The 15996-nt window shown below is 75.5% G+C and carries 18 protein-coding genes; 9 read left to right on the plus strand and 9 right to left on the minus strand.

The window, feature by feature from the left end; genetic code table 11:
* Positions 1-14: 14 nt before the first annotated feature.
* Positions 15-1631, plus strand: coding sequence for a long-chain fatty acid--CoA ligase (locus CHB98_RS19610; RefSeq protein WP_089307282.1), 1617 nt, complete (start codon positions 15-17; stop codon positions 1629-1631).
* A gap of 320 nt (positions 1632-1951) precedes the next feature.
* On the opposite strand, the gene CHB98_RS19615 is transcribed toward CHB98_RS19610, so the two are convergent.
* Positions 1952-2281 carry a rhodanese-like domain-containing protein gene (locus CHB98_RS19615; protein WP_245821460.1) on the minus strand — a complete coding sequence of 110 codons (330 nt, stop codon included), beginning with the start codon at positions 2279-2281 and terminating at the stop codon, positions 1952-1954.
* A 56-nt stretch (positions 2282-2337) separates the two neighbouring features.
* On the opposite strand from CHB98_RS19615, the gene CHB98_RS19620 reads away from it, so the two are divergent.
* Positions 2338-2862, plus strand: a complete 525-nt coding sequence (locus CHB98_RS19620; RefSeq protein WP_179224705.1) for a PH domain-containing protein — start codon at positions 2338-2340, stop codon at positions 2860-2862.
* 76 nt (positions 2863-2938) lie between these two features.
* Entirely contained in the window at positions 2939-4468 is a 1530-nt protein-coding gene (locus tag CHB98_RS19625) for a PH domain-containing protein (RefSeq protein WP_245821446.1), read from the plus strand.
* Between the two features lie 96 nt (positions 4469-4564).
* On the opposite strand, the gene CHB98_RS19630 is transcribed toward CHB98_RS19625, so the two are convergent.
* Complete coding sequence (locus tag CHB98_RS19630) at positions 4565-5254, minus strand: response regulator (protein WP_089307285.1); 690 nt, start codon at positions 5252-5254, stop codon at positions 4565-4567.
* 59 nt (positions 5255-5313) lie between these two features.
* Here CHB98_RS19630 and CHB98_RS19635 point away from each other — a divergent pair, with 59 nt between their 5' ends.
* The 3 genes from CHB98_RS19635 (at position 5314) to CHB98_RS19645 (ending at position 7340) form a co-directional block, all read left to right on the plus strand.
* A complete protein-coding gene (locus tag CHB98_RS19635) occupies positions 5314-6048 on the plus strand; it encodes a histidine kinase (protein ID WP_089307286.1) in 735 nt (244 codons plus the stop codon).
* A 115-nt stretch (positions 6049-6163) separates the two neighbouring features.
* Positions 6164-7024: a manganese catalase gene (locus CHB98_RS19640; protein WP_089307287.1), complete on the plus strand. Its 861-nt coding sequence runs from the start codon at positions 6164-6166 to the stop codon at positions 7022-7024.
* A gap of 94 nt (positions 7025-7118) precedes the next feature.
* Positions 7119-7340, plus strand: a complete 222-nt coding sequence (locus CHB98_RS19645) for a hypothetical protein (RefSeq protein ID WP_089307325.1) — start codon at positions 7119-7121, stop codon at positions 7338-7340.
* 125 nt (positions 7341-7465) lie between these two features.
* On the opposite strand, the gene CHB98_RS19650 is transcribed toward CHB98_RS19645, so the two are convergent.
* Positions 7466-9109 carry a solute symporter family protein gene (locus tag CHB98_RS19650; protein WP_089307288.1) on the minus strand — a complete coding sequence of 548 codons (1644 nt, stop codon included), beginning with the start codon at positions 9107-9109 and terminating at the stop codon, positions 7466-7468.
* Positions 9102-9500, minus strand: coding sequence for a DUF485 domain-containing protein (locus CHB98_RS19655; RefSeq protein WP_089307289.1), 399 nt, complete (start codon positions 9498-9500; stop codon positions 9102-9104). Before CHB98_RS19655 ends, CHB98_RS19650 begins: the two co-directional genes overlap by 8 nt.
* 176 nt (positions 9501-9676) lie before the next feature.
* On the opposite strand from CHB98_RS19655, the gene CHB98_RS19660 reads away from it, so the two are divergent.
* Complete coding sequence (locus tag CHB98_RS19660) at positions 9677-10513, plus strand: hypothetical protein (RefSeq protein ID WP_179224707.1); 837 nt, start codon at positions 9677-9679, stop codon at positions 10511-10513.
* A gap of 20 nt (positions 10514-10533) precedes the next feature.
* Here CHB98_RS19660 and CHB98_RS19665 read toward each other — a convergent pair whose 3' ends face one another.
* Positions 10534-10710, minus strand: coding sequence for a hypothetical protein (locus CHB98_RS19665; RefSeq protein WP_218822435.1), 177 nt, complete (start codon positions 10708-10710; stop codon positions 10534-10536).
* Between the two features lie 110 nt (positions 10711-10820).
* Here CHB98_RS19665 and CHB98_RS19670 point away from each other — a divergent pair, with 110 nt between their 5' ends.
* On the plus strand, positions 10821-12035 hold the full coding sequence (locus tag CHB98_RS19670; RefSeq protein WP_245821448.1) for an MBL fold metallo-hydrolase: 1215 nt from the start codon (positions 10821-10823) through the stop codon (positions 12033-12035).
* Between the two features lie 15 nt (positions 12036-12050).
* On the opposite strand, the gene CHB98_RS19675 is transcribed toward CHB98_RS19670, so the two are convergent.
* Positions 12051-12689 (minus strand): HAD family hydrolase, encoded by a 639-nt coding sequence (locus CHB98_RS19675; protein ID WP_089307291.1) that lies wholly within the window; start codon positions 12687-12689, stop codon positions 12051-12053.
* A 12-nt stretch (positions 12690-12701) separates the two neighbouring features.
* Positions 12702-13556 carry an Fpg/Nei family DNA glycosylase gene (locus tag CHB98_RS19680; protein ID WP_089307292.1) on the minus strand — a complete coding sequence of 285 codons (855 nt, stop codon included), beginning with the start codon at positions 13554-13556 and terminating at the stop codon, positions 12702-12704.
* A gap of 95 nt (positions 13557-13651) precedes the next feature.
* Here CHB98_RS19680 and CHB98_RS19685 point away from each other — a divergent pair, with 95 nt between their 5' ends.
* Positions 13652-13831: a hypothetical protein gene (locus tag CHB98_RS19685; protein WP_089307293.1), complete on the plus strand. Its 180-nt coding sequence runs from the start codon at positions 13652-13654 to the stop codon at positions 13829-13831.
* 8 nt (positions 13832-13839) lie between these two features.
* Here CHB98_RS19685 and CHB98_RS19690 read toward each other — a convergent pair whose 3' ends face one another.
* Entirely contained in the window at positions 13840-14358 is a 519-nt protein-coding gene (locus tag CHB98_RS19690) for an SRPBCC family protein (protein ID WP_089307294.1), read from the minus strand.
* 79 nt (positions 14359-14437) lie between these two features.
* Positions 14438-15949, minus strand: a complete 1512-nt coding sequence (locus tag CHB98_RS19695; protein WP_089307327.1) for an NAD-dependent malic enzyme — start codon at positions 15947-15949, stop codon at positions 14438-14440.
* Between the last annotated feature and the right edge of the window lie 47 nt (positions 15950-15996).

A 15996-nucleotide genomic window follows, 5' to 3' on the forward strand; every position in this document is an offset into this window, starting at 1 on the left:
GGCACGATCGCGCCATGCGCGGGCTCATGCAGGACCACCCTCTGACCATCGACGCGATGTTCCGGCACGTCGAGCAGCACTACGGCGACGGGACGATCGTCACCGCGGGGCCCGGCGGGGTCACCCGCAGCACCTACGCCGAGTGGGCCGACCGGACCCGGCGGCTGGGCGGCGTGCTCGACACCCTGGGCATCAGCGCCGACGGACGTGTGGGCACGTTCGGCTGGAACACCCAGCGGCACCTGGAGCTGTACTTCGGCGCGCCGAGCACCGGCCGGGTGCTGCACACCCTCAACGTGCGGCTGTTCCCCGAGCAGCTGACCTACATCGCCAACCACGCGGAGGACGAGGTCGTCTTCGTCGACCGCACGGTGCTCCCGCTGCTGTGGCCGCTCATCGACACGATGAAGACCATCCGGCACGTGGTGGTCATGGACGACGGCGGCGACGCCGAGATCCCCGACGACCCGCGCGTCCTCGACTACGAGACGCTCCTGGCCGACGCCGAGCCGGTCGACTTCGGGGTCACCGACGAGTACTCGGCCGCCTACATGTGCTACACGAGCGGCACGACGGGCAACCCCAAGGGCGTCGTCTACTCCCACCGGTCGACCTGGTTGCACACCATGGGCGTGATGGCGCCCAACGCCTTCAGCCTGGGCATCCGGGACGTCGCGATGCCCGTCGTCCCGATGTTCCACGCCAACGCCTGGGGCATCGCGCAGGCCGCGCCGGCCGCCGGCGCCTCCCTGGTCATGCCCGGCTCGATGATGCAGCCCCAGGCGCTGGCCGACCTGATCGTCGACGAGGGGGTCACCTTCACCGCCGGCGTGCCCACGATCTGGCAGGGGGTGCTGCCCCACCTGGCCGGCCGCCCGCACCGGCTGCGCGACATCGGCTGCGGCGGCTCGGCGGTCCCGAAGGCGCTGTCGGAGGCCTACCGCGAGCAGGTCGGCCTGCCGATCCTGCAGGCCTGGGGGATGACCGAGACCCACCCGGTGGCCTCCTCCGGCATCCTGCCGCCGCGCTTCGACGACCTGGACGACGAGGGCAGGGCCGCCCAGCGGGCCCGTGCCGGCATCCCGTTCCTGGGCGTGGAGGCGCGGATCGTCGACGCCGAGACGCTGGAACCCCAGCCGTGGGACGACAAGGCCACCGGCGAGCTGCAGGTCCGCGGGCCGTGGTGCGCGCAGGACTACTACAACCCCGACGCCGGCGTGGAGCTGACCACGGAGGACGGCTGGATGCGCACCGGCGACGTCGCGGCCATGGACGCCTTCGGGTCGATCCGCATCGCCGACCGCACCAAGGACCTGATCAAGTCCGGCGGCGAGTGGATCAGCTCGGTGGACCTGGAGAACGCGATCATGAGTCACCCGAAGGTCAAGGAGGCCGCGGTCGTCGGCATCGCGCACCCGAAGTGGGACGAGCGGCCGCTGGCCTGCGTCGTCCTGCGGGACGGGGAGACCGCGACCGAGGAGGAGATCCTCGAGCACGTGAAGCCGCTGGTGGCCAAGTGGTGGGTGCCGGACGCGGTCGAGTTCATCGACGAGGTGCCCAAGACCAGCGTCGGGAAGTTCTCCAAGAAGGACCTGCGTGCCCGCTTCACGGAGTTCCCGGTCCGGAGCTGACCGCCGCGGGTGGGTCCGCCCGCCGGTGGGGACCCAGCCCGACGCACCGGGCGTCATGACGCAGGAGTCGCGCGGACACGTTGGGCGCAGATCGTCCTCCGGGCCCGGCACGGGCACGTCCACGGGGACCGACCGGCGGAGGACGCCCGGCACGCGCCCGGGCGCCGGTCGGCCCACGAGCAGCGGCCCTCCTGCGTCACCGTGGCGGTCCCGGCGGCGACGGCGCCGCCCGCCTCGTCCGTGGCCGTGCCCACCGTTCCTCCGTCCGCGACGCCATCGGCCCCGGTGCCCGGCAGACGCCGCCGGCGCTCCCGCGGCGGTCAGCGCACGAAGGGCTGCTGGCCGGTCTCGCTCACCATCGGCCGGCCGGCGGCCTCCCACTCGCCCATGCCGCCGCCCACGTTGACCGCGTCGTAGCCGTTGGCGTTCAGCCAGGCGGTGACCCGCGCCGAGCGGCCGCCGCCGCGGCAGGTGACGTAGACCGGGTCGCCCTCCGGGACGTCGTCCAGCCGTGCCGGGACCTCGCCCATCGGGATGTGGGTCGCCCCGTCGATGTGGCCGGCGACCCACTCGTCGTCCTCGCGGACGTCGAGGACGACGGCGTCCTCGGGCAGCTCGCTGGCGGGCACGGTCGGGACCTGCTGCGGCATCACGCGGCCCATCGTGACACGCGGCCCGGGCCGGCCGGGCTGACAGGATGGGGGCGATGACCGCCGACGCCGCCGAACCCGACGCCGGGACGCCCGTCCGCGACCCCGCCTGGCCGCTGTCCCGCTCGGCGATCGGCCTGTGGGTCGTCGAGGGCGTCCTCGGCACCCTCTTCTGGGTCGTGGTGGTGGTCGCCGTCCTGTCCTTCCTGCCCGACGTCGGGCCGGCACCGGTGCTGCGCTGGCTGCTGCCCTCGCTGCTCGCCGTGGACGCGGTGGTCACGATCGGCATCCGGCCGTGGGTGCGCTACCGGGTGCACCGCTGGGAGGTCACCGGCGAGGCGGTCTACACCCTCACCGGCTGGCTGACCCGCACCTGGACGCTGGTGCCGATCTCCCGCATCCAGACCGTCGACGTCACCCGCGGCGTGCTGCAGCAGCTGTTCGGCCTGGCCACGGTGGCGGTGCTGACGGCGTCCTCGCAGGGCACGGTCCGGGTGCTGCACCTGGAGGCCGACGTGGCGCAGCGGGTCGCCGACGACCTCGCCCGACGGGCCGAGCTGGTCCGCGACGAGGCCACGTGAGCCGACAGGGGCGCGAGCATCGCAGCGGGGGACGAGCGAGGAGCGGAGCGCCCCGCGGAGGCGAACAGTGAGCCACGTGAGCCCACAGGGCAGCGGGCACCCCGGCGAGGAACGGACCCGGCCGGACGCGGGTGCCGGCGACGCGCTCGTGCCCGGGGAGCGGCCGCGGCGGACCTCGCCGCGCGTGGTGCTGGTGCACACCGCCACCTTCCGGCAGGCCCGCCAGCTGGTGCCGGCCCTCATCCCGGTCGCCGCGGTGGTCGGCCTGGACGACGGGCTGACCACGGTCGTCGTCCTCGCGGTGGCCGTCACGCTGCTGTCGCTGGCGACCGCCGCGCTGAGCTGGTGGCGGTTCAGCTACGCCGACCGGGAGACGGCGGTCGTCGTGACCCGCGGGCTGCTGGCCCGCTCGGTGCGCACCGTCCCCAACGACCGCATCCGGGGCGTGGAGGTGGAGGCCCCGCCGCTGCACCGGCTGGTCGGGCTGGTGCGGGTGCGCATCGACGCCGCCGCGGGCTCGGTCGGGACCAACGAGGAGGAACTGGTCGTCGACGGCGTCCCGCGCGCCGAGGGCGACCGGCTGCGCGCCCGGCTGCTGAGCCGCCGCCCGGCCGCGGCCGCCGGGCCCGGCCCGGACGGCGCGGGGCAGCCGGCCGAGGAGGAGATCACCCGCCTGTCGGCCCGCTGGCTGCTCTACGCGCCGCTGGTCGGCAGCTACCTGGTCGTCCCGGTGGCCGCGGTCGGCACCCTGGTCCGCCTGCTCCAGGAGCTGCCCGACGCCGTGGTCCCGGACCTCGCCGGTCCGGAGCCCTCCCCGCAGCTGCTCGCGGTCGCCCTGCTCGCCGCGCTGCCGGCGATGGCGCTGACCGCGGTCGTCGGCGCGGCCGTCGTCAACTGGCGGTACCGGCTGGTGCGCCGCGGCGGCTCGCTGGTCGCCGTCCGCGGGCTGCTCACCCGCCGGCACACCGAGCTGGAGGTCGACCGCATCCGGGGGGGCACGCTGAGCGAGGGCCTCGGCATGCGCTGGGTGCGCGCGGCACGGGTGAACGCGCTGGTCACCGGCCTCGGGCAGGCCAACCGGCGGGGGCAGCTGCTGCCGCTGGGCCCGCGCAGCGAGGCGCTGCTGCTGCTCGGCCGGCTGGTCGAGGACCCCGGGCCGCTGACCGGCCACCCGCGGGCGGCGCTGCGCCGCCGGCTGGCCCGCGCCCTGACCGCCGGCCTGCTGGTCACCGCGGGCGGGCTGTGGGCGGCCGCCGCGCTCGGCTGGTGGCCGCTGCCGGTCGCCGGCCTCGTCCTCACGGTGCTCGGCGTGCCGATGGGGATCGGCCGCTACCGGGCGCTGGGACACTGCGCGGGGCCGCGGTCGTTCAGCGTCCGCAGCGGCTGGCTGGTGCGCGAGCAGGCGGTGCTGCAGCGCCGCGCCGTCGTCGGCTGGCAGGTGCGCCAGAGCCCCCTGCAGCGGCGCGCCGGGCTGGCCACGGTGCTCGCCTGCGTGGGCGCCGGCAGCGGGGGCTACGCGGCGGTCGACATGGCCGCGGCGGACGTCGCCGGCTTCACCGCGGCGGCGTCGTCCGGCTCGTGGGCGGGGACGCTGGCCCCGCGCTGAGCCGTTCACCCGCCGGCCGCCGGGGACGGCGCGTGTCGATCACCCTGCCGGGTAGCTGGAGCGGCGATGAGGTGCGAGACCGCATCGGTGCGGTACTCACCCCGGCCTGCCGTCCCCGCGGAGGTGGACCCGGCCGGCGAGCGCGGCGGCCTCCATCCGGGTGGCCACCCCCAGGGTGCGCAGCAGGGCGGCCACCAGCCGCTTCGCGGTCCGCTCGGACACGTGCAGCGTCGTGGCGATCTCCACGGTGCTGGTGCCCTCGGCCACCAGCCGCCACAGCCGGCGCTCGTCGGCGGTGAGCCGCTCGGCGAGGCCCTGCTCGCCGGTGGGCGCGGAGTCCTCGAGCAGCCGGCGCAGCAGCGCCTCGGGCAGCACCGACCAGCCGTCGAGCACCGCGAGCAGCGGCCGGACCAGGGCCTCGGGGTCGGCGCTCTTGGGCAGGAAGCCGGCCGCCCCGGCCCGCAGCGCCTCCAGGACGGCGTCCTCCTCGGCCTGACCGGACAGCGCCACGACCCGCACCGTCGGGTCCGCCCGGCGGATCGCCGCGATCGCCCGCGTGCCGCCCGGCGGCGGCATGTGCAGGTCGACGATCGCGACGTCGGCGTGGTGCCGGCGCACCATCGCGGCGGCCGCCGACGCGTCGTCGGTGGTCGCCACCACGCGCACCCGCCCCTCGCTCACCCCCGGCAGCAGCAGGGCCAGGCCCCGGCTGAACAACGGGTGGTCGTCGACGAGCACGACGTCGACGTCGGGACGGCGCCCAGCACCGGCGTCGGTCGACTCCATCTCTCCCCCGACGGTCGACAGCGCCGGCGCTGCTGACCGGACGCACTCCGGAGGTGCCCATGACCCTCGCCGCCAACCCCTCGACCTCCTCCGCCACCGATGGCGCCCTGCGCCGCCTGCTGCGCCGTGCCACCCGCGCCCGCGCCGCCACCCCCGACGTCCCCGCACCCGACCAGGCGCTGGTGCGGGCCCTGTGCCACGACATGCGCTCCCCGCTGGCCTCGCTGGAGGCCCTGCTGGCCGCCCTGGGGGCCGCCGGCCCGTCCGCCGGCCCGCGACCGGACCCGGCGGAGGTGCTGGAGCTGGCCCGGGCGCAGACCGCCCACCTGTCGTCGATGCTGCGGACGGCCGCGGCCACGGGCGGCGCCGCCCCGCTGGGCCGCGGGCCGCGACGGCTGGGCGACGTCGTCCGCGCCTCGGTGGCGGCCGCCGGGCTGCCCGCCGCGCAGCTGACCGTGCAGTTCTGCCCGCACGCCGGGGATGTCGCCGTCGCCGACGCCCGGGTCCAGCGCATCCTCACCAACCTGCTGGAGAACGCCCACCGGCACGGGGACGGCGCCGTGGTGCTGCTGGCCGTGCGGTGCCGTCCCGGTTGGGTCGACCTGGCGCTCACCCAGGCCGTCTCGCGCCCCGAGCGGCTGCTCGGCCACCTGTCCACCGACGCCCCGCCGCCGGACCTCACCGGGCTGGGGCTGTGGTCGGTGCGGCGGCAGACCGCCGAGTTGGACGGCCGGATCGTGTGGGCCGAGGACGGCACGGCCCTCACGCTGACCGTGCAGCTGCCCGACCGGTGAGCGCGGACAAGGTGGCACCGGGGGGCCACCGGTCGGCACGGGCGGGCCAGCGGGGGCGGGCAGATCCCCGGTGTCACCGCACCGGCGGTGGAGCGACGACGCCAGGGAGAGACGCATGTTCACGCACACCCACGCCCTGCAGTACGAGGCCAAGCCCGACGGTCCCGACCCGGACTTCGCCCGGAAGATGCAGGAGATCCTCGGCGGCCAGTGGGGCGAGATGACGGTCGCCACGCAGTACCTGCTGCAGGGCTGGAACTGCCGGCTGCCCGGCAAGTACAAGGACATGCTCCTGGCCATCGGCACCGAGGAGCTGGCCCACGTCGAGATGATCATCACGATGATCGACCGGCTGCTCGACCACGCGCCCCTCAAGCCCGACGCCGCCGACCGCACCAAGGAGGCGGCCGCCGGCTACGGCCAGCACAACCCGCAGCACCTGATCGCCAACGGTCAGGGCGCGTCCTACATGGACAGCATGGGCAACCCCTGGACCGGCGCGTACGTGACCGCCAGCGGCAACCTCATGGCCGACTTCATGTACAACGCCACCGCCGAGATGCAGGGCCGCCTGCAGGTGTCCCGCCTCTACAACATGACCGACGACCCCGGCGTCAAGGACATGCTGCGGTTCCTGATCACCCGCGACCACATGCACCAGATGCAGTGGCTGGCCGCGACCGAGGAGCTCAAGTCCGACGGCATCGAGGGCATCCCGGTGCCCGAGGCCTTCCCGCTGGAGGAGGAGATCGCCGACCTCGGCTACACCTTCATCGACGCCTCCGACGGCCCTGAGGCCTCCGCCGGCCGCTGGGCGTCCGGCCCGGCGCCCGACGGCCGCGGCGAGTTCCGCGCCCGCCCGATCGAGGCCACGGCCGACGCGCCGATCCTGCCGCCGGGTGACCCGCGGCTGTTCTCCACGCCGCAGCTGCCGGGGCAGTCGCTGCTGCAGAAGGCCAAGGACCTGCTCAAGTGAGCTGACCCGTCCCCTGCGCCGTCGCCGCGCCGGTGGCCGGGTCCGCGTGACCCGGCCGCCGGCCGGCGGGACGCCTCCCGTGGAGGAGAGCACCGTGCACCTGTCCGTCCCCGCCGTCCTGCTGACGACGGTCTACGCCGCGGCCCTCGCCGTCGCGGTGACCGCGCCCGGCCAGCACCTGCTGGCCGGCCTGCTCGTCCTCACCGGCCTGGTCACCCGCTGGGCCGTCCGCCACCGCCGCGCGCACGCCGTCGTCGCGGCCGCCACCGCCGACGCCGTCCTGGCGCCCGACCCCGCCCGGGCCGCCGCCGCCTGAGCCCCACGACGCGCGAGGCGCGCGCCCCCTGCACAGGGGACGCGCGCCGACGCAACCGGGTGGAGTGGCCTCCTGGCAGGGGCCCGCGCCGAGCGGAGCGAGGCGTGGGGGGCCAGGAGGTCCTCCTAGTGCTGGACGGCCTTCTCCGCCCCGATGCCGGTGAACGCCCGGACCTCCAGCTCGGCCCACTTGGGCTCGTCCGGCCGCTCCTTGGACAGCACCGTGCCCAGCCAGCCGAGGAAGAACGACAGCGGGATGGACACCAGGCCCGGGTTGTTCAGCGGGAACCAGGAGAAGTCGACGTCCTGCACCAGGGACGGGCTGACGCCGGTCACCGGGTTCACCGGTGCACCGGACACCACCGGCGAGAAGAGGATCAGCGTGATGCACGCGATCAGCCCGCCGTACATCGACCACAGCGCGCCCCGGGTGGTGAACCGGCTCCAGAACAGCGTGTAGAGGATGGTCGGCAGGTTCGCCGAGGCGGCCACCGCGAAGGCCAGCGCCACCAGGAAGGCGATGTTCAGCCCGGCCTGCAGCGCCAGGATGCCCAGGCCGATCGAGATGGCCCCGATGACGATCGCGGTGATGCGGGCGACCTTCACCTCGCCGTTCGGCGACACGTTGCCCTTCTTGATCACCGACGCGTAGACGTCGTGGGCGAAGGACGCCGACGCGGTGATCGTCAGGCCGGCGACCACGGCGAGGATCGTCGCGAAGGCCACGCCGGCGATGATGCCCAGCAGGACCGTGCCGCCGAGCTCGAAGGCCAGCAGGGGCGCCGCGGCGTTGACCGCCCCGGGCGCGCTGAGGATCGTCTCCGGGCCGACCAGCGCACCGGCGCCGTAACCGATCACCAGGCTGAACAGGTAGAAGATGCCGATCAGCCAGATCGCCCACACCACCGAGCGACGGGCGTCCTTGGCCGTCGGCACGGTGTAGAAGCGCATCAGCACGTGCGGCAGGCCCGCCGTCCCGAGCACCAGGGCCAGCGCGAGGGAGATGAAGTCGAGCTGGGAGATGTTGGTCGCGCCGTACTGCGCACCCGGCGCGAGGACGTCGCGGCCCTCCACCGCGTTGGCCACCGAGTCGCCGAACAGCGCCGACAGGTTGAAGCCGTACAACGCCAGGACCCACAGCGTCATCACCAGCGCACCGGCGATGAGCAGCGTGGCCTTGATGATCTGCACGTACGTGGTACCGCGCATGCCACCGACCAGCACGTAGACGATCATCAGCGCGCCGACGAGGACGACGACCACCGCCTGGGCCGCCTCGCCGGTGACGCCGAGCAGCAGGGTGACCAGGCCGCCGGCGCCGGCCATCTGGGCCAGCAGGTAGAACAGCGACACCGCCAGCGTGGAGATGGCCGCGGCGGTGCGCACCGGGCCCTGGCGCATCCGGAAGGCCAGCACGTCGGCCATGGTGTACCGCGCGGTGTTGCGCATCAGCTCGGCGACGAGCAGCAGCGCCACCAGCCAGGCGACGAGGAAGCCGATGGAGTAGAGGAACCCGTCGTAGCCGTAGACGGCGATGGCGCCGGCGATGCCCAGGAAGGACGCCGCCGACAGGTAGTCGCCGGCGATGGCCAGGCCGTTCTGGGTACCGCTGATGTTGCGGCCGGCGGCGTAGTAGTCCGCCGCGCTGGTGTTGTTGCGGCTGGCCCGGAACGTGATGACCAGTGTGATCAGCACGAAGATGCCGAAGATCGAGATGTTGATCGCCGGGCTGCCGATCGTGGCGCTGTCGGCGGCGAGCAGCTCAGGCACGCGAGGCACCCCCGGTCACTGACGGACCGCTGCTGCCACGGGTGCCCGGGGCGTACTCGTGGTGCTCGAGCCGCTCGCGCATCTCGTCGGAGATCGGGTCGGTGCGCTTGTTGGCGTGCGCCACGTAGACGTGGGTGATCACGAACGTGGAGACGAACTGCCCGAGCCCCAGCAGGATGCCGAGGTTGACGTTGCCGAAGACCGGGGTCGCCATGAAGTCCGGCGCGTAGGTCGACATCAGGACGTAGAGCAGGTACCAGGCCAGGAAGGCCACGGTCATGGGGAAGGCGAAGCGACGGAAGCGCCGCTTGAGCTCCACGAACTCCGGCGAGGCCTGCGCCTGCGCGTACTCCTCCGGGGTGAGCAGCCTGCGTTCTTCGGGTGGTGTCACGGTGCGGTCTCCCTGCTGGTGCTCGTCACCTGGTCGGGGTGATCGCGGTCACTCTAGATTCCCGGCGTCCGGAACTCGACTGCCGGATGCCGATTCGTTGTGCGCCACCGGAATCGCTCACGCAGTCGTGCGCCGTCCGTAACCGCCCGGGAACGTCGGTCGGTTGCACTGGGCCGGTGCACCGAGACGACGTCGCGACCGCGGGGACCTCGACCGGCCCGGTCCTCGGCAACCTGGACCCGGCGCTGGAGACGGCGTGGCACCCGGTGGCGCCGTCCGGCGAGCTGCGGCCCGGCGGCTGGCTGCAGGTCCGCCTGCTCGGGCGGACCTGGACGCTGCACCGCACCGACCGCCTGGCGGCCGACCCGCCCGCGCACGGCGTCCGCGAGCGGCTCGGAGTGGTGTGGCTGGCGCCCGGCGAACCGCGGGACGTCCCGCTGGAGGTGGCCGAGGACGGCGACCGCCGGTTCGTCACCGGCCGGCTGCGGTCCCGGCGCTCGGCGGCGGCGGCCGGGGTGGTGGCCGACGCCCTCCTCGACGCCGCGCACGCCCGGTCCGGGGCGGTGCCGCCCGCGGCGGTCTCCCCCGAGCCCGGCGGCTCGCGCAGCGTGCGCGGGGACCGCGCGGCCGGCCGGCGGCTGACGTCGGTGCACCGGGCGCCGTTCCAGCTGCTGCTGCGCGAGGAGTCCCGGGACGCCGGCGCGGTGCGGACCCTGCTGCTCCTGCTGCAGCCGGAGGACGCGGACTCCACGCGGGTGCACCCCCGGCTGCTGCTCTCCGCCGGGTCCGGTCGCCCGCTTCCCGCGCCGGCCGACGTAGCCCGGGAGGTGGCCGCCGCGCAGCGGGTGCTCGACGAGGACCTGGCGGCGGTCGCGCACCTGGCCGGCACGGGGCTGGCGCTGGCCGGGCGCGACGGACCGCCGGTGCCCGCCGACCGGCCGGGCGCGGAGCTGCGCCGGGCGCTGTGCGAGTTCGTGCTGTCCGCGCCGGTGCGGCACCGCGGCGCCGCCTGAGGGTCGCCGGGCGGAGGTCCTCAGTCCGCGGGCAGCAGCCCGCCGCAGGCGGTGCACCGCACCGGCGGGTCGGCGTCGGCGAGCCGGCCGCACGCGGGGCACACCCGGCGGAGCCAGCACGCCGGGTCGCCGCCGTCGTCGCCGCGTCGGGCGGGTGCCGTGTCGCCACGCCCGGCGGGTGCCGTGTCGTCGGTCACGGGCGCCATCGTCGGCCGCCGCCAGCGGCCGGGCAACCGCCCTCCCGGTGGCCGGCGCCACCCTCCAGGAGGACGCCGCCGCCCGGCGCGCGGCTGGGATGCTGGCGGGCGTGCCGTCCTCCGCCGCCCGCCGCACCGCGCTCGCCGTCGCCACCCTCGCCGGGCCCGCCACGTGGCTGGCCCGGGCCGCCTGGGGGCTGCCCACGGCCCTGGGCGCCAGCCAGCGGCAGGTCCGGCCGTACGCCGCCGGGTCGCCGCACTTCTCCCAGGGTCGCTTCCACAACCGGATCAGCACCCCGGCGCGGCCCCCGGCCAGCGCCCAGCGCGGCCTGCTGCGCCAGGTGCACGAGGAGCGGGACACCGGCCTGCCGGCGCGCCCGGTGCCGCTGCGCCGGCCCGAGCTGCCGGCGGAGGCCGCCGAGCTGGCGGTGACCTGGTTCGGGCACTCCAGCGCGCTGCTGGAGGTCGACGGCCGCCGGGTGCTGGTGGACCCGGTGTGGGGCGAGCGGGTCTCGCCGTCCCCCGTCATCGGGCCCACCCGGCTGCACCCGGTGCCCCTGCCGGTGGAGGAGCTGCCGCAGGTCGACGCGGTGCTGGTGTCCCACGACCACTACGACCACCTGGACCTGCCCACGGTGCGCGCGCTGCTGCGCACCCAGCGGGCGCCGTTCGTCGTCCCGCTGGGGCTGGGGGCGCACCTGCGCGGGTGGGGCGTGCCGGAGGAGCGGGTCGTCGAGCTGGACTGGGACGGCGCGGTGCACGTCACCGGCCTGACGCTCACCTGCACCGAGGCGCGGCACTTCTCCGGCCGGTTCCTCACCCGAGACACCACCCTGTGGGCGTCCTGGGTGGTCGCCGGCCCGCGGCACCGGGTGTTCTTCGGCGGGGACACCGGCTACACCCCCGCCTTCGCGCAGATCGGCGCGCGCCTGGGCCCGTTCGACCTCACGCTGCTGCCGATCGGCGCCTACAACGAGGCCTGGGCGCTGATCCACATGACGCCGGAGGAGGCGGTCCGGGCACACGGCGACCTCGGCGGCGGCCTGCTGGTGCCGGTGCACTGGGCGACGTTCAACCTGGCCTTCCACCGGTGGGCGGAGCCGGTGCAGAGGCTGGTGGCCGCGGCGGAGCGCTCCGCGGTGCCGGTGGCGGTGCCGCAGCCGGGCCAGCGGGTCGACGTGGGCAGCCCGCCGCCGCTGGTCGACTGGTGGTCGGAGGTCGGCTCGCCCGCCGGGGCACCGGCCCCCGACGGCGACGGCGGCGCGGGCAGCTCGGTGGTCGCCCGGGCGGCGTCCTGGCTGACCGCCCGCCGCGGGGTGGAGTAGCCCGGCCCACCGCGGTCAGCGGAGCAGGGCGGCGACCTCGGACAGGTCGGCGGCCTCCACCTGGGGCGTGCCGCCCTGGGGGTCCAGCCGGTGGCCGGGGCGGCGCAGCCGGACGACGTCGATCCCGGCGGCCAGGGCGCCCCGCACGTCGCGGGCGGAGGTGGCGACGTGCAGCAGCCGGCCGCCGGCCCGCTCCCGCGCCCGCAGGTAGAGCTCCGGCGCAGGCTTGTAGGCGTGCAGCCGCTCGGAGGTGAGCACGTTGGCGTCGTCGACCAGCGGGGCCACCCGGGTGCGGGCGAAGACGGCGTCGTCGACGTTGGACAGCACGCCGACCGCGCCGTGGGCGGCCAGCACCGGCAGGCCCGCGGCGACGTCCGGCCACAGCGGCCAGTCGGCGACGGAGTCCAGCAGGTCGACGACGTCGGCGTCCGCGTCGCGGGCGACGCCCAGCTCGGCGTACGCGGCGGCCAGCGCCCGGCGGCAGTGCTCGGCGAAGGGCACCCACGCCGGCTCGTCGCGCTGGGAGGCCTTGTTGGCCGCGTCCCACGCGTCGTACAGCGGCTCACCGGGGGTGCCGGTGATCCGGGCCAGCGCGGCCGAGCCGCCGGTGCGCGAGTCGATCAGCGCGCTGAACAGGTCCAGGGTGACGAGCACGGTGGCAGTCTCTCAGCGGAGCAGCTTGGACATCCGCCGGTCGGCCAGCGGCTTGCCGCCGGTCTGGCAGGTCGGGCAGTACTGCAGCGAGGTGTCGGCGAAGCTGACCTCGCGCACGGTGTCCCCGCACACGGGGCAGGGCAGCCCGGTGCGGGCGTGCACCCGCAGCCCCGAGCGCTTCTCGCCCTTCATGGTCGCCGCCCGCTGCCCCACCTGGCGGGCCAGCGCCGCGGTGAGCACCTCCCGCACCGCGTCGTACAGGCGCAGCGCCTCCTCGTCGGTGAGCTTGTCGGCCATCTTGAACGGCGACAGCCGCGCGGTGTGCAAGATCTCGTCGGAGTAGGCGTTGCCGATGCCGGCCAGCAGCGTCTGGTCGGTGAGCGCGCCCTTGAGCTGGCCGCTGCGCCCGGCCATGAGCGCCACGAAGGCGTCGCGGTCGACGGCGAGGGCGTCGGGGCCGAGCCGGGCGATGCCGGGCACCTCGGCCGGCGAGCGCACGACGTACACCGCCAGTCCCTTGCGGGTGCCCTGCTCGGTGAGGTCGAAGCCGTCGCCGCCCTCCAGGTGCACCCGCAGCGCGAGCGGGCCCCTGCCCGGCTTGGGCGGGGCGGGCGGGAGGCCGGTGCGCCAGTGCAGCCAGCCGGCCCGCGCCAGGTGGGCGACGAGGTGCAGGCCGGAGACGTCCAGGTCGAGGAACTTGCCGTGCCGGGCCACGCCGGTGAGCTCCAGCCCGCCGAGCGCGGACAGCGGCGGGTCGAAGGTCTTGATCGCCTGGACGGCGGCCAGGTCGACCCGGGTGACCACGGAGCCGACGGCGGACTCCCGCAGGAACGCCGTCAGCGCCTCCACCTCGGGCAACTCGGGCACCCCGCCAGTGTCCCGCGCAGGACGGCAGCGCGCCGTCCTGCGATCGTGTGTACTGACCGCCGGGGTCCGCAGGACCCCTCGGGAGGGGGTCCGGGATGACCGAGAGCGAGCAGGGCCGGCAGCCGGTGGACGAGACCCGTCCGTCCGCGCCGGACCAGGACACCGACGGCGGCCCTCCGGTCCCCGCCGACAGCGGGGTCGGCATGGGCCTCGGCGAGGCGGACAGCTTCGAGCCGGAGGAGTCCGACCCGGCCGAGGACGCCGACGGCGGCTGACCGGGCGGTCAGGCGTCCGACGGCGGGGGCACGTCGCCCGGGGGCTCCGGGGGCAGGACCTTCCCGCCGGTGCCCTCGAGCTGCTGCTTGACCGACTGCAGCGTGGCCGCGAGGGCCTCGTGCACGACGTCGCGGTCACCGGACTGCTGCTGCATCTCCTCGTCCGGGCTGTTCGGGCCGAACTCCAGGCGCACGTGCAGCCGGGCGCCGTCGCCGTCCTCGCCGACGTCGAGCCGGCCGCCGTAGGTGCGCTCGGTCTGCGCCCCCCAGCGCAGCGTGCGGGCGTCCGCGTCGGCGAGGAACCAGCCGTCGTTCTCGAACCGCTGCCCCTTCACCTCGCCGACCAGGTGCACGCCGACCGCGTCCTGCACGTCCGGGTCGGTCTCGGTGCCCTCGGCCAGCGGCCGCTCGGCGGCCTCCTGGATCGGCGGCAGGTAGTCGGGGAGGTGGCCGACGTCGCTGACGTAGGCGAACACCTCCTGCGGGCTCGCTGCGATCGTCGTGCTGTCCTCGTACACCCCGGCCACGTCGCCCCCTCCTGGTTCGGTGGAGCGGCTCTACCCACGGCCCCCCGGCGCCACGCGCGCGGACCGGCGGGTCGGGGCGTCAGGCGGTGAGGTCCTCGTCGGTGCCCACCGGGGCGGTCGCGCCCGGCTCCTGGCGCGCCTGGTCGGCCACCGCCGCGGCGACGGCCGGCGTGACGGCCGGGTCGAAGACGCTCGGGATGATGTAGTTGGCGTTGAGCTGGTCGTCGGTGACCACGCCGGCGATCGCGTCGGCGGCGGCCAGGAGCATGCCGTCGCTGATCTCCCGGGCCCGCGCGTCCAGCAGCCCGCGGAAGACGCCGGGGAAGGCGAGCACGTTGTTGATCTGGTTGGGCAGGTCGGAGCGGCCGGAGGCGACGACGGCGGCGTGCTGCCGGGCGCCCACCGGGTCGACGTCCGGGGTGGGGTTGGCCATCGGGAAGACGACCGCCCGGTCGTTCATGCCGGCCAGCGCCGCGACCGGGAGCACGTTGGCCGCGCTGACGCCGACGAACACGTCGGCGCCGACCAGGGCGTCGGGCAGCTCGCCGCGGCGGCCCTCGGGGTTGGTGCGCTGCGCGAGGTCCCGCTTGGCCGGGCTGAGCCGCTCGTCGTCCGGGGAGAGGATGCCCTCGCGGTCCCACACCAGGACGTGCCGGGCGCCGGCCTGCAGCATCAGGTGCACGATCGCCGTGCCGGCCGCGCCGCCGCCGGCCACCACGATCCGCACGTCCTCCAGCCGCTTGTCGACGACGCGCAGCGCGTTGCGCAGCGCGGCGAGCACGACGATCGCCGTCCCGTGCTGGTCGTCGTGGAAGACCGGGATGTCCAGCTTCTCGCGCAGCCGGGCCTCGATCTCGAAGCAGCGCGGCGCGGCGATGTCCTCGAGGTTGATGCCGCCGAAGCCGGGGGCGATCAGCTCGACGGTGCGGACGATCTCGTCGACGTCCTGGGTGTCCAGGGCGATCGGCCAGGCGTCGATGTCGGCGAACCGCTTGAACAGCGCGGCCTTGCCCTCCATGACCGGCATCGAGGCGCCCGGCCCGATGTCGCCGAGGCCGAGCACCGCGGACCCGTCGGTGACCACGGCGACGGTGTTGCCCTTGATGGTCAGCCGGCGGACGTCGTCGGGGTTGTCGGCCAGCGCCAGGCAGACCCGCGCGACCCCGGGGGTGTAGGCCATCGACAGGTCGTCGCGGGTCTTCAGCGGCACCCGCGAGGCGACCTCCAGCTTGCCCCCGAGGTGCAGCAGGAAGGTGCGGTCGCTGACCTTGCGCACCGCGACGCCCTCGACGGCGCGCAGCGCGGCGACGACCTCCTCGGAGTGCGCGGCGTCGGCGGCCGAGCAGGTGACGTCGACGGTCAGCCCGTCGGAGCGGGAGTCCACGACGTCGATCGCGGTCACGGCGCCGCCGGCCGACCCGACCGCGGTGGCGATCCGGCCGATCGAGGCGGGGTCGCCGTCGGCGGTGAGCCGGACGGTGATCGAGTACGACGCCGACGTGACCAGCCCGCGCGGCGGCGGCGGGGTCGCCGGCTCGCCGAGGGACGTGTCGTCGGTGCTGGGCGCGGCTGCTGCGGTGTCAGTGCTCATGGCGCCGCCCATCGTCGCACCACCGGCCGCCGGGCAGTAGTTCCGGT

Origin of the sequence: Geodermatophilus pulveris, from assembly GCF_900188375.1 — a bacterium.
In the GTDB taxonomy this organism is placed as follows: domain Bacteria; phylum Actinomycetota; class Actinomycetes; order Mycobacteriales; family Geodermatophilaceae; genus Geodermatophilus; species Geodermatophilus pulveris.

What these genes read in the sequence shown, in the direction of transcription:
- CHB98_RS19610 (WP_089307282.1), top strand. Translation starts at nt 15, where the DNA reads ATGCGCGGGCTCATGCAGGACCACCCTCTGACCATCGACGCGATGTTC.
- CHB98_RS19615 (WP_245821460.1), bottom strand. Translation starts at nt 2,281, where the DNA reads ATGCCGCAGCAGGTCCCGACCGTGCCCGCCAGCGAGCTGCCCGAGGAC.
- CHB98_RS19620 (WP_179224705.1), top strand. Translation starts at nt 2,338, where the DNA reads ATGACCGCCGACGCCGCCGAACCCGACGCCGGGACGCCCGTCCGCGAC.
- CHB98_RS19630 (WP_089307285.1), bottom strand. Translation starts at nt 5,254, where the DNA reads ATGGAGTCGACCGACGCCGGTGCTGGGCGCCGTCCCGACGTCGACGTC.
- CHB98_RS19635 (WP_089307286.1), top strand. Translation starts at nt 5,314, where the DNA reads ATGACCCTCGCCGCCAACCCCTCGACCTCCTCCGCCACCGATGGCGCC.
- CHB98_RS19640 (WP_089307287.1), top strand. Translation starts at nt 6,164, where the DNA reads ATGTTCACGCACACCCACGCCCTGCAGTACGAGGCCAAGCCCGACGGT.
- CHB98_RS19685 (WP_089307293.1), top strand. Translation starts at nt 13,652, where the DNA reads ATGACCGAGAGCGAGCAGGGCCGGCAGCCGGTGGACGAGACCCGTCCG.
- CHB98_RS19695 (WP_089307327.1), bottom strand. Translation starts at nt 15,949, where the DNA reads ATGAGCACTGACACCGCAGCAGCCGCGCCCAGCACCGACGACACGTCC.